This window comes from Vibrio sp. CK2-1 (assembly GCF_021726515.1).
GTDB lineage: Bacteria > Pseudomonadota > Gammaproteobacteria > Enterobacterales > Vibrionaceae > Vibrio.
On record NZ_JAKKCJ010000002.1, the window covers coordinates 576,915 to 590,025 of the forward strand.

The window sequence follows — 13,111 nt, forward strand, 5'->3', positions numbered from 1 at the left end:
GCGAAGATGAAAACAACAACAATCAAACGCCAACTTGGCCTCACTATTGTGGAATTTACCCTAATTGCTTCCGCTTTAATGTTGACCTTATTCGGTGCCTTTGAAGTGGGGCGTTATGTTTTTACTTATCAAATGATGAATGAAATGACCCGCAAAGCGGCGCGATTGGCGAGTGTGTGTGCTGTCGATAGCAATATTCCCAATCTACCCAGAGTACAACAAAACTACCCACCGAACTTTCAGCCGGAAAAACTGGTGATCGATTACCTACGCGATAACGGGCAAGTGGTGGTAGATCCGACCAATAATCAGGGCAGCATCTATTTTGTGCGCGCAAGGGTCGACAATTATCAATACCAATTTATTCCACTGTTAAATTTTATTGGCAATAGCGGCGCGCTGACTATGCCAAGTTTTGAAACCGTGTTACCGCGCGAGAGTTTAGGGATCAGTAAAAAAATAACAATTGATGAATTTAGTGGTTTGCCAACGGAAGAGGTCAGTGACAATGGTGAGGGGTGTACCAATGCATGAAGTTAAAAAACACTTACAAGAAGTGGGCGAGCTTTCAATTAAGACAACCTTAATCATTTGGGTAATTTACCAAAGTGAAGGTTTTAAGACTCATATTCAGAACCAACTAGAGACACACAGTAAGCTGAAAGGTGTGTTTGTGAATGCTGTCGATTTAACGCCACTAACCAAAAAAGATTCAATCGCGCCGGATCTTATTTTTGTTGAAGCACAAGACAACTGGATGCAAACCATTAATGAATTGCAGTCTTTATCGTATCCATTCAAAGAAATTGCAGCAGCATTAATTGTGTTTGGGGATGAGCATGATCCTATGGCGTTAAAGTCAGCACTCAAACTTGGTGCGTCTGATTTCTTATCTCATAACAGCAGCATTGAGCAACTATCTGAACTATTAGTACACACGGCGCAAGAAAAACTGACCAATGCGGCTCAAGGTGAAAGCTTTGCTTTTATTAATACCAAAGGCGGCACCGGAACCACGACTGTCTCAATGAATACCGCTCTGGTTTTAGCTGAGTATCATCCCGGAAAAGTACTGTTTCTTGATATGGATAATCAGTTTGGCGTGGCGGCTTCTTATATGGATGTCTACCCCAAATACAATATTCAAGATGTTTACGATGAACTAGATGGCTTAGATGAATCCTCTCTGAGTGCGTTAGTGACGCAACTAGAGTCAGGGCTGCACTTTCTTAGCTTATGCCAAAACAGTGTATTTAATGATATTGATAGAGACATGAATGTGGATCAGTTCTTCTCGGTACTACGTCGTTATTACGATTATATCGTGGTGGATTTTTCTCGTGGGGTAGAGCCTTTTATGTCTGAGGCGGTCTCTCACTTCACCAAAGTGGTTTTAGTGGTTCAGCAAAATATTACTTCTATTCGTAACGCCAGTTTAATGGCCAAAACCTTGACCTTTGACTATGGGGTATCGAGCGAGCAACAAGTCTTGCTGATTAACCGCTATGAAAAACGCCATCAAATTGCGCTTAAAGATATTCAGAATACCCTGCCCAATGTGGCGTGTTTTTGTATTCCTAATGATTTTAAAAATATAACGGAAAGCAACAATCTAGGTAGTCCTTTAGTGCTGAGTAAGCCCTCTAGCGCATTGTCTAAAGCATTTCATGAATTCTCAGCCAGCTTAGTGCCGATTGAACATAAATCGCAAAGTTGGTTTGAGAAACTATTGTCTTAGGAGGTGGGTATGTTCTTTAAACGTAGCCAGGTGAATCAAGATTTTAAACATAAAGCGACTCAGCAAATAAACGCGGTTGAAGATGAGCGCATCGAACCTTCTATAGCGTTAAATATTGAAGTCGATGAAGCGCCGAGTGTTGCGGTCGAGCCGGATGACTCTATGTTGCATACGCGCAAGCAGCTTGAGAAAGAGTTGGCAATTAAGCACTACTTCCATAAAAAACTACTCGAAACCCTCGATTTAGCGTTGCTTTCTAGCCTAGATGAAAAGCAAGGTAAACAGCAATTGCAAGAAGCGATAGCGCAGTTGATGGCAAGCGATAATTCACACCCGATGTCGAGTGAAATGCGCAAACGAGTGATTAAACAAATTGAAGATGAAGTGTTTGGACTTGGGCCACTAGAGCCTTTACTGCATGATCACACGGTGTCGGATATTTTAGTCAATGGCGCCAAGAGTGTTTATGTGGAGCGACATGGACGTCTAGAACAAACGCCTTACACCTTTTTAGATGATCAACATCTACGCAATATCATCGACCGCATTGTTAGTCAGGTTGGCCGACGGATTGATGAGTCGTCACCTATGGTAGATGCTCGCCTTGCCGATGGTTCAAGGGTTAATGCGATTATTCCACCACTGGCGATTGATGGGCCTTCTGTCTCTATCCGTCGCTTTGCGGTTGATCGTTTAGTGATGGATAACTTACTAAGCTTTGGTTCGATATCACCACCAATGGCAAAATTTATTCAAGCCGCGGTAAAAGGTGAATTGAATGTATTGATCTCGGGCGGAACCGGCTCAGGAAAAACCACCACCTTGAATATTCTGTCTGGCTTTATTCCCGAAACGCAACGAATCATTACCATTGAAGATTCCGCCGAATTACAACTGCAACAGCCACATGTTATTCGCCTTGAAACACGACCTTCTAACCTAGAGGGCAAGGGTGAAATTACCCAGCGTGAGTTAGTTAAAAATGCGCTGCGTATGCGACCTGACCGAATCGTCGTCGGGGAGGTGCGTGGCAGTGAAGCGGTCGATATGCTTTCGGCGATGAACACAGGTCATGATGGTTCGCTTGCTACCATTCACGCCAATACGCCTAGAGATGCATTAAGCCGAATTGAGAATATGTTCGCTATGGCTGGCTGGACGATTTCCACCAAAAACTTACGTTCGCAAATTGCTTCGGCCATTCACATTGTGGTGCAGATGGAGCGTCAAGAAGATGGTAAGCGTCGCATGACCAGTATTCAGGAAATTAATGGCATGGAAGGGGAAATTATCACCATGTCGGAAATTTTCCGCTTTGTACGAACCGGGGTGAATGACAAAGGTGATGTGCAGGGACGTTATATGGCAACGGGGATCATTCCTGAATGCCATGATGCACTGGTTAAACGGGGTATTGATCTACCGATTGATACTTTTAACGACTAGTTGAGGAGGCGGTATGCAAGATTTATGGATGTTTTTTATACTGCTATTTTTATCGGTGTTCTTTATTTCTCAAGCTCTGATCTTGCCTGCGGCTGGTCGCAAAGCAAAACACTCTGAGTTAGTGAAAAGGCTGGAAGAGAGTCGCAGTAAACTAGATAGTAAAAGCCGCTCGTTATTGAACGAACAATACTTGAAAGGCTTAACGCCATTTGAGCGCACTTTAGTTAAATTCCCTCTTATCGCTCGCTTACAAAAAAGCGTTGAGCTAGCGGGGATCAATTCAAGCTTTGGTAACCTTTTTATCGTTACCTTAATTATCAGTATTGCCTTCGGTTTATTTTTGCTACTGGTTGGTGCTCAGTGGTATTTGATTATTGCGGCAATGGCCAGTGTTTGGGTGGTTCTGCACTTTCATTTACAACAAAAAATCATCAAAAGACTGAATAAATTTGAAGAGCAACTACCAGAAGCCTTAGATATTATTCGTCGCATGCTGCAAGCCGGTAAGCCGCTTAATCAAACCTTTCATGAAGTCGGCATCGAAATGGATGCGCCGATCAGTGAAGAATTCGAAAATACCTTTAACCTACTTAACTACGGCTACGACTTACGCTTAGCGATCTTACAAATGGCCGATAGAGTACCCACCGTCTCTATGCTGGCGTTTTCTTCTGCGGTAATGCTGCAAAAAGAGACTGGCGGTAACCTTTCCGAAAACCTTGAAAAAGTCTCTATCGTATTACGTTCTCGTTTTAAATTGGCGCGAAAAATTCGTACTTTATCCGCCGAGAGTCGTTTATCTGCCTGGATCTTAGTGCTAGCTCCTTTTGGCTTGTTTCTCGGCTTAACCTTTCTAAATCCAGAATACCTTGACCCTCTTTATGATGATCCAGCGGGAATCAAAATGGTCAGCATTGGGGTAGTGAGCTTATTTCTTGGCTCAATATGGATTAAAAAAATCATTAACTTCGAGGTGTGATTATGGACAGCTTATTGAATGTTTTTGATTTTTCACAACTCAATAATACCTCAAGAGAATGGTTGGTTTTATTGGCTATTATGCTCGCGACCATAATGGCAGTGATGGCGTGTGGCATGCTGATTTTTGGTCATCATAATTCCGTCAAACGACGTTTAGCTTCGGTGAATGGTCAAGATTCGGCGAGTTCGAGTGCTCGTTATTCACCTAAGGTTTCCAACACATTAGAAAGTTTATCTTCTTACATTTTGCCTACCAATGAGAAAGAAAAAGAAGGCGTTCGCCATCAACTTATGCACGCTGGGTTTTATCAAAAGACGGCGGTTGCTAATTTTTATGCCATCAAGCTATTCGCTTCTCTTTTCTTCTTATTTATCGCGGCACTTGTTTATATCTTTATGGGGGGGGATGTTTCGATTCCTACCCTATTGATTGCGGCACTAGCAGCCGGTGTTTTTCTACCTAATATCGCCTTGAATCGCTTAATTAAACGTAGGCAGAGAGAAATTCGTAATGGTATTGCCGATATGTTGGATTTATTGGTGGTCTGTACTGAATCTGGACTAGGCTTCGTGGCATCGCTGCGCCGCGTGAGTGATGAGCTTTATATCTCTCACCCAGAATTGGCGGATGAGTTGGATACCGTGTGCGTCAAAATCAAAGCAGGGGTGGAAATGCCGGATGCTTTTCATGGCCTGATCACTCGTACTGGGCTGGAAGAGTTCCGTGGCTTAGTGGCGATGCTGGCTCATGCCAATAAAGTGGGCGGTAGTATTGCCAAAACATTACGAGATTATGCCGATGATTATCGTGATAAGCGCAATCAAGCTGCGGAAGAAATTGCCGCCAAGATCCCGACTCAAATGTTATTTCCTATGCTGATATTTATCTGGCCATGCTTCTTTATTGTCGCGGTTGGCCCTGCAATTTTATCTTTAATGGCTGCATTTAAATAACTACATCTATAAATAACTATACCTATAAATAACCACACCTAAGTGAATTCAAATAGAAGCTACTTTGGGGATAAATCTAAGTCGTCAATTTAAGGAGAGCAACATGAATAAATGGATAGTGATGATGATTGTTGTGGCACTACAAGGCTGCAGCTCGCAAGATCCTGTGAGTGCTTTTGATGACTCTTTGTATTCTGGTAAGCCAGTGGATAGCTTGTCTTCTAGTGAAGCGCCAAAAACCGAAACAGAAGCGATTACCCGAGGTGACAGAGCGCTAGCCAATCAAAAAATGGACTTAGCTTTGTATGAATATATTCGTTCGCTTGAGTTTGACGATTTAGAGTTCGCCGATAAGACCTTAATGACTATTGGTGACATTCATCAGGCGAGAGGAAATATACCGTTAGCTGAAAAAGCCTACACAAGAGCGGTGGAAGAGAATCCGAACAATGCCGCTGCGCTTGAAAGACTAGGTGTTTTATATAGCCGAAATGGCAACTTACCTGACGGCCAAGTGTATTTCTATCGCTCGATTAATGCCGATCAAATTCGCTTAAAACAAACCGAACCTTTTGCTCGCGGGAAAGATGCTGTTAGTGTCGAACAAGTCGAATCATTGAAGTTTGATACCGAATCACCACTACAAGCCTACATTGGTTTAGGGATCCTCGCTGATGTAAACCAAGAAGTTGAGGTTGCTCAGGCGTACTATCAAAAGGCATTAGCGATTGAACCCTCATCGAGTCTTGCCAAGCTTAATCTAGGTTATTCCTACTATATGGCGGGAGAGTACAAACAAGCGCTTTTCTATACCAAGCAAGTGGTTGCCATGCAGCCGGATAATCAAAGAGCGGTGAATAATTTAGCTTTGATTTATATTCGTCAGGGGCAAGTGACCAATGCATTGAATGTGTTTATGAGAGTGATGCCAGACTACCAAGCGTTAAATAACGTAGGCTATTTGCTTATGCTCAATCAACAACAAGAACAATCAGTTCCTTACTTTAAGCAAGCTATTAATAAAAAGCCGTCTTACTACCCACTCGCGAATGATAATTTATCGCGCGCATTAGCGGAAATTCGCGCTAAGGGTGCTGCATAGAAGTTTCCGCGTAAAAAGCACTACCTAATTCCTTATTGCTGTTTATTCATTGAGTAGCCTCTGCGATGTTTCCAGAGGCATTTTTTTATTTAGAGGAAAGGGATTTCAATTTGGGTTCGGCATCCATGCAGTTATGTTCTATCCAAAATTGCGGCATGTAGTATTCCACGCTTAAATGGCGATATTGATTATTGTCGATGCGTTGGTAGGTTTTGTAACCGATAAAAACGATAGCCCAAATTGATAAGAGAATTAATGCGCCATGGCTAATGATGGTCAATCTCTTGGAGAAAGGTTGTGCAGCTTGCTGGTTTGGGGCTGTAGATGATGTTGTTAACGGTGTAGCAGCGCTCATTGCCCAAAATGAAGCCACGGAAATGACCGCCAAGCCTTGGCTAAGCGGCGTGTTGAGTACTCCTGAAATTAAGCTGTAAGCAAAGCCAGATAGTACCGTAATCCCTAAAACTTGTAGCTTTTCATTAGCGCAGGTGCAAACACGATAAAAGGTCAGTAGTAGTAGGCTGATGTAACATAGTGTCGCGACAACTCCCCATTCGATTGCAATATTCAGCACTGAATTGTGAGTCGTATGGGCAATCACATCATTATTGCAAACGAAGGTATCACCACCATGTCCCCAGAAAGAAATCATTGCGCTGGCATTGCTCCATAATGCTAAGCGGTTTGAATCACTTAATCGAATGTCACCTTGTCCTTCTGGCCATACGCCTTGTACAAAAAATTGGGGTAAAGGGGTAAACAGTAGCCACTTAATTAATAGCCCTAGCGCGAGTAATGTGCCCAGCCATTTTAAATGCTCGATCTTATTGGGAGAGAGGATAATCCAAAGCACGATCCCGCCCATACTGGCAATAAACGCGCCGCGAGCATCTAAGGCAAACAATAAGCTGAAATGCATGACCGCGGGAATGGAATAGATCCAAGATCTTGGCAGCTTTCGGTGCTGCTTTTCTTTATGTAGGTAAGCCCAATACAGTAAAGGCAGAATCAACCAAACTTGAATGTGGTTGATGTTTCTTGGGTTTACAAAACTGAAAATGTATCGGTAGTTAGGAATGTCACCTTGCCAGGTCGCAATGCCATGAAATAGCAGCACTGACATGAAAATGCTGCAAGTCAGCCAAATATACAGACGCAAAATGACATCTCGGTTTTGAATCACGACATTGCGCAGTAACGCGGTCACGGTGATTAACATCAATCCATAACTAAAGACGGCCTGAGATTTGACCCAATACAAACTGGTGAGGTTGGCAAAGAGCGCGCATGTTACCGCCAATAACAGTAGCCATTTGCTTAACCTAGATTGGTTACTCAATGAATGGATGATGTCTTCTCGTAGGCTGGAAGAGCACAGGATCATCAGTGCACTGAGTAATAAATAAAATACAATGAAAAAGCGTTTTGCATCAAATAAGGTCGTGGGATCGAGCCAATAGGGGGTAAAGCTTAATAGGATGCTGCCTCCTAAAATCAAAGACAGCAGAAATTGCGGGTAATAGCCGATATTGATGTATGAAGGGGAGACCACACTCGTTTTCATAGAGCCTCATGATGATTATGCTTTATTTTGAGTATAGAAAGGCTAGCCTATTAAGGTGATGTTTTTGCTCTTATTCTGGATTTAATTTATTAAAAATGAGATGCCACAGCCGACAATCGCAAATGAAGTAACAAGAGCAATAATCGGAACTTTGAGACTACGTAGTACAAAAATACCAATCACTACTGCCACCATATCAAGTGAGTGGTGAACCGCTGAAACAAAGATAGGTTGGTACAACGCAGCCATTAATAAACCCACCACCGCAGCATTCACGCCGGCGATCATAGGTAGTACATGACTACGCTGGCTAAAGTTCTGCCATTGTTTTAATAATCCAATCACCAATAAAAATCCCGGCAGAAAGATCATTAGAGTGGCGCATAACGCACCCATAATCGGCATGCTAGGTAGCAACATATAACCAAGATAAGTGGCAAAGGTAAACATTGGGCCGGGCATCGCTTGAGCAGCGGCATAGCCTGTCATAAAGGTATCGTTGGCTAATTGACTACCTACGGTCGATTGCAATAGTGGCAACACTACATGACCACCACCAAATACTAGGCTGCCAGCTGAAAAGAAGTCTTGCAGCATGCTTGTGAACACATTGGTCGTTGGCCAAAAAATGGCGAATAAGAATAAGCTAGCGAACAGTGTTAACGCCAATTTTGCTGATAGCGTTAGGTTTATTGATCCGGCTGTTGAGGTGTTACTTACTGGGGGCTTAGTCGCTGCATTTTGGGAACAAGTGACATTGAAAAAATAACCAATGCCAGCGGCGATAATTAAACAAATAATTTGGCTAATGGCAGAGGGCCAAAGTAAGCACACACAGACAGTGATCACACATAAAGCTTGATGTTGCCTTTGCTGGCAAAATTGCTTGAACATGGTGTAAGTTGCATCAAATACTACTACCACGGCTAACAATTTAAGCCCATGAATAACGCCTTGCATCCAAGCGTTGTCTAGCCACTGTTGGCTAAATGCAGCAATGGCGATCATTAACAGGATAGAAGGTGTAGTGAAGCCAAGAAAAGCGACAATTCCGCCTAAAAGCCCACCACGCTGATAACCAATTGAGAATCCAATTTGGCTAGATCCCGGGCCCGGTAAAAACTGACTTAAGGCAATGAGTTGAGCGTATTCAGATTCGGTGAGCCATTGTCGCTTTTCAACAAACGCAGTACGAAAGTAACCAATATGAGCAGCTGGGCCGCCGAAGCTCACCCAGCCGAGTAGGAAGAAGGTTTTGAATAAATCGAACATGAAGACAAATGATAAAGAAAATATTTGGGTATATTGACTATAGTTTATGACAGTAGGATGAAGGGTTTTATCGTTACTCGAATCTCGGGCGCTTCGCTGCTAGTGGCTCGAATAAACCAAAAGCGCGGATCGAGAAACGAAAACCGCTTTGCCTGTTCTATCTTGTCATTCCTATCTTGATTGTTCTAGCTACATTTTCGGCAAGGTTAGCCATGTTCACTTCCGCTTCGGCAAAAGCGGTTTCTAAATCAAAGGGTCTTGGAATCGCAGCAAACACCGCATCAATACCATGATCGTAAACCGCTTGGTAGTTATCGCCGACACAACCCGCTAGTGCGATTACAGGAAGATCAAACTTCTTCGCCACTTGAGCAATGCCAACTGGGGTTTTGCCGTGGGCGCTTTGCCAATCAATTCTACCTTCACCGGTAATCACCAGATCGGCATCTTGTAGGTGATCTTCAATCGATAGTGTTTCTAATACAATCGCGATACCCGGCTTTAAAGTGGCAGAGGTAAATCCTAAGAAAGCCGCACCAAGCCCACCGGCTGCACCTGCTCCCGGTTTATCTTTCACTTGTCGATCAAGTTGAGAAGCAATTAAGTCTGCATAATCACTTAAAGCGTTATCGAGCAATTTGGTATCTTCTGCTGTTGCGCCTTTTTGCTTGCCAAAGGTCGCCGTCGCCCCATGCTCTCCACATAATGGATTATCCACATCACTGGCAATCACGATTTCACAATCGGCCAGTTTAGGGTGTAGACCATCAATATTGATCGATTTAATTTGCGTAAGACCAATACCATTACCTGAAATTAGATGGCTATTACTGTCGAGAAACTTAACGCCTAACGCTTCCAACATGCCCATACCGCCATCATTAGTGGCACTGCCGCCTAGACCAATGATCAACTTCTTAGCCCCATTTTCTAGCGCGTGTGCAATCAGCTCGCCAGTACCAAAGCTGGTGGTGATTTTCGGGTCACGCTGTGCACTCGGTACATGATGTAAACCACTTGCCGCTGCCATTTCAATCACAGCGGTGTGGCTTAACTCTCCACCTAGTCGACCATAAAAAGCGTCAACTTGATGGCCAAGAGGTCCTGTTACTGCACAATCAATTATCTCACCTTGTGTCGCATCGACTAAAGATTGCACAGTCCCTTCACCGCCATCCGCCAGTGGGATATGTACATATTCAGCGTCTTGCCAAACTCGTTTCAACCCGCTTTCAATCGCTTGGCAAACTTGCTTGGCCGTTAAGCTTTCTTTAAACGAATCAGGAGCAATAATGATTTTCATACTAGGACCTCAAAGTAAAAGTTAAAGTAACACTAAGCTTAATAGGTAAACCAACAACATAGCCGTTACACCTTGGACTAGGGTTGCCATGGTTTGAGCGCGATAAGCCAAGCCTACACTCATGCGGCTGAATTGAGATACGACCCAGAAGAAGCTGTCATTAGCATGAGATACTGTCATCGCACCAGCACCGATAGCCATTACCGTTAACACTCTACCCATTTCTGAATCCAAGCCTAATTGAGCAAGCAAAGGAGCAACAAGTGCAGAGGTCGTGACTAGGGCAACGGTTGAAGAACCTTGCGCCGATTTAAGCGCAGCCGCCACGATAAATGGCATGAAAATACCCACACCTAAAGTAGAGAGTGTAGTCCCTAAATATTCGCCAAGTGGTGTCGCTTTTAAAACTGCACCAAATGCACCGCCAGCACCTGTGATGAGTAGGATAGGTGCAGCAGCCACAATACCTTGGCTAATTCTTTCGCTAAATTCAGTGATTTTTTGTTCTGACTTTAGAAGGCGAGTCGCTAATAAAAGGCCAATAAACAATGCGGTTAAAGGCTGGCCTAGAAAGGCTAGAGTTGCTTGAAAACTTCCGCTACCAAATGGCTGACTCGGGAAGTTTGCAATAGAAGCAAAACAGATTAATACAATAGGAACAAAAATAGGTGCAAAAGCTTGAGTTGGTGATGGAAGCGTTCCGTATGACGCTTTTAGCGCTTGCCAGTCTTGATTTTCAGCCGGAGCTAGTTCGTCATTTTCAATACCATCGGGTTCTACATCTGAGAAACGGCTAGCCCAAAGCATACCGGCAATGGCAGCCACTGCCGCGACAAACACACCGACACCAATCACTAAGCCTAAATTTGATTCTAAGCCTAGATTACCAGCTGCTGCAATTGGGCCAGGAGTTGGTGGCACAAAGGTATGAGTTGCATACAAACCGGTAGCCAGCGCGACACTCATTGCAACACTAGAGGTTTGCATGCGTTTGGCTAATGATTCTTTTAAGGAGTTTAAAATAACAAACCCCGAATCACAAAAAACGGGAATCGATACTAAATAGCCAATAATAGACATAGTTAAAGTTGGAAATTTTTGTCCTAAACACTTTATGACACTATCTGCCATCGTAATTGCTGCGCCACTTTTCTCTAAAATAACGCCAATAATAGTACCAAGCACAATGACTAAACCAATGTAACCTAAGATGCCACCAAAGCCGGAAGCTATGGTTTTTGCAATGGATTCAGGGGGTAGACCGTAGGCAAATGCTGCGATAAATGCAGACATTAATAGTGCTAAGAAAGGGTGGATTTTAAATTTTGTAGTCGTAATGACGATAAACGCTATTACGGCTAAGAGGATTAATATCAGACTCATCGTAGGGCAACTCCATGTTTTAATTATTATGCTACGAGAGGATCGGTTTCTCCGATTTTGGGTTGGGATCTCGTAGTTTTATTATTATCAATGAAGTTTTCAAAAATTACTTTAGACAGTTAACCAAATTATATGTCGATAAATTGCACTGGTTTTGTTCGTTTGACTAGTTTTTCGATCATTGTGTGATCTGACAGGCAATATAGAGTTCGACTAATCCGGTGAAGTTATGTGGCGATATTTGAGTGATGCTTTCAATTTTATTTAAGCGATAGCGTAGGGTGTTTCTATGGATATACAGGCTATTAGCGCATTGGGATAGATTGCCTTGATGTTCAAATAAGCTGTATAAGGTTTTGATTAATTGACCAGAACGATCTTGGCTTTTCAGTTTAACAATCGCATTACATAATTGTGCACCTTGCCAGTTTTCTTTTAATGGTGAAAGCAGCACTGGCATGCGGAGATCTTCAAACAGGTACTTAGTTTGTTTCGGTTGGTAGTGTTTGCCTAGCGTGAGTACTTGCTGAGCACTTTGAAACGATAGCGGCATGTCCATGACAGATGGAAAGTATTCGCCTAGTGCAATATGCAGTTGGTGTATATCGTGTTGTTGCAGCTTATGAATGAGCTGATCAATACGCTTACTTTCAATGGTGTAGTCCCAACGTTCAGCGGCTTGTTGGCATGGTTTGAGAACGAGGATTTGATTCATCGCAACGACGGCGACTAGATTACTACGCTCAGGATATTCAAGCAGTTCCACGATTTTTCTGATGGTATCGAGCTGGTTGCGATTAGAGCTCTCGCTGATTTCAATTAATACCGCAACTCGCGGTTGTTCTATATCAATCGACAAGCGTTGTGCCCAGCTTTCTAGTGCTTCTTTGGTTAATTCATTATTTACCCAAGAAGAAATAAATTCCTCAATATGGCGTTTATCCCATTGCAATTGTTCAATCAAAAGTGACCGTTCGATAATCATCTCTGAAGTCATTTTGACCAAAGCCGCATAGTTGCGGATCTCATCAGGGTTTCCGGTGATGCCTACCACACCAATAATAGTGTCATCATGTTTTAAGACTAGGTTGATACCCGGTTTTACGCCTTTTAAATTCTGACTGGTTTGTTGAGTAATCTCAGTAGTGTCACCATGTTGGATTGCCAGTAGAGCGCCATCGTGCAACTGCCCAATTCGCTCAGGTTCTCCGCTGCTGATTATGATGCCACGATCATTCATAACGTTGATGTTGGTATCGATGATTGCCATGGTGCGATCAACGATTTGCTGGGCGAGTTGGGTATCTAGGTACATAAAAAAGCCGATAGGAAAGTGCGTATAATAAAACACTAACCTAGTCGGCTTAT

11 protein-coding genes are annotated in these 13,111 nt (G+C 43.1%); 6 read left to right on the forward strand and 5 right to left on the reverse strand.

The features are described 5' to 3' along the window. The first annotated feature begins 6 nt into the window (after positions 1 to 6). From L3V25_RS07565 to L3V25_RS07590, 6 genes are all read left to right on the forward strand, one after another. Positions 7 to 534 carry a TadE/TadG family type IV pilus assembly protein gene (locus L3V25_RS07565; RefSeq protein ID WP_237294789.1) on the forward strand — a complete coding sequence of 176 codons (528 nt, stop codon included), beginning with the start codon at positions 7 to 9 and terminating at the stop codon, positions 532 to 534. Beyond that, entirely contained in the window at positions 527 to 1,738 is a 1,212-nt protein-coding gene (locus tag L3V25_RS07570; protein WP_237294790.1) for an AAA family ATPase, read from the forward strand. The genes L3V25_RS07565 and L3V25_RS07570 overlap by 8 nt, the downstream gene beginning before the upstream one ends. A 9-nt stretch (positions 1,739 to 1,747) precedes the next feature. Further along, entirely contained in the window at positions 1,748 to 3,184 is a 1,437-nt protein-coding gene (locus L3V25_RS07575) for a CpaF family protein (protein WP_237294791.1), read from the forward strand. 13 nt (positions 3,185 to 3,197) lie between these two features. Continuing rightward, positions 3,198 to 4,163 (forward strand): type II secretion system F family protein, encoded by a 966-nt coding sequence (locus L3V25_RS07580; RefSeq protein ID WP_237294792.1) that lies wholly within the window; start codon positions 3,198 to 3,200, stop codon positions 4,161 to 4,163. A 2-nt stretch (positions 4,164 to 4,165) separates the two neighbouring features. Then, the gene (locus L3V25_RS07585; RefSeq protein ID WP_237294793.1) at positions 4,166 to 5,119 is read left to right on the forward strand and encodes a type II secretion system F family protein; all 954 of its coding nucleotides are present in this window, start codon (positions 4,166 to 4,168) and stop codon (positions 5,117 to 5,119) included. Between the two features lie 103 nt (positions 5,120 to 5,222). Beyond that, positions 5,223 to 6,221, forward strand: coding sequence for a tetratricopeptide repeat protein (locus L3V25_RS07590; protein ID WP_237294794.1), 999 nt, complete (start codon positions 5,223 to 5,225; stop codon positions 6,219 to 6,221). An 85-nt stretch (positions 6,222 to 6,306) separates the two neighbouring features. Here L3V25_RS07590 and L3V25_RS07595 read toward each other — a convergent pair whose 3' ends face one another. The 5 genes from L3V25_RS07595 to L3V25_RS07615 form a co-directional block, all read right to left on the reverse strand. Next, positions 6,307 to 7,785 carry an O-antigen ligase family protein gene (locus tag L3V25_RS07595; RefSeq protein WP_237294795.1) on the reverse strand — a complete coding sequence of 493 codons (1,479 nt, stop codon included), beginning with the start codon at positions 7,783 to 7,785 and terminating at the stop codon, positions 6,307 to 6,309. A gap of 81 nt (positions 7,786 to 7,866) precedes the next feature. Continuing rightward, positions 7,867 to 9,057, reverse strand: coding sequence for a chromate efflux transporter (gene chrA / locus L3V25_RS07600; protein ID WP_237294796.1), 1,191 nt, complete (start codon positions 9,055 to 9,057; stop codon positions 7,867 to 7,869). Positions 9,058 to 9,214: 157 nt separating this feature from the next. Continuing rightward, positions 9,215 to 10,360 (reverse strand): glycerate kinase, encoded by a 1,146-nt coding sequence (locus L3V25_RS07605; RefSeq protein ID WP_237294797.1) that lies wholly within the window; start codon positions 10,358 to 10,360, stop codon positions 9,215 to 9,217. Between the two features lie 21 nt (positions 10,361 to 10,381). Further along, positions 10,382 to 11,743 (reverse strand): GntP family permease, encoded by a 1,362-nt coding sequence (locus L3V25_RS07610; RefSeq protein ID WP_237294798.1) that lies wholly within the window; start codon positions 11,741 to 11,743, stop codon positions 10,382 to 10,384. Positions 11,744 to 11,921: 178 nt separating this feature from the next. Continuing rightward, positions 11,922 to 13,058 carry a sugar diacid recognition domain-containing protein gene (locus L3V25_RS07615; RefSeq protein WP_237294799.1) on the reverse strand — a complete coding sequence of 379 codons (1,137 nt, stop codon included), beginning with the start codon at positions 13,056 to 13,058 and terminating at the stop codon, positions 11,922 to 11,924. Between the last annotated feature and the right edge of the window lie 53 nt (positions 13,059 to 13,111).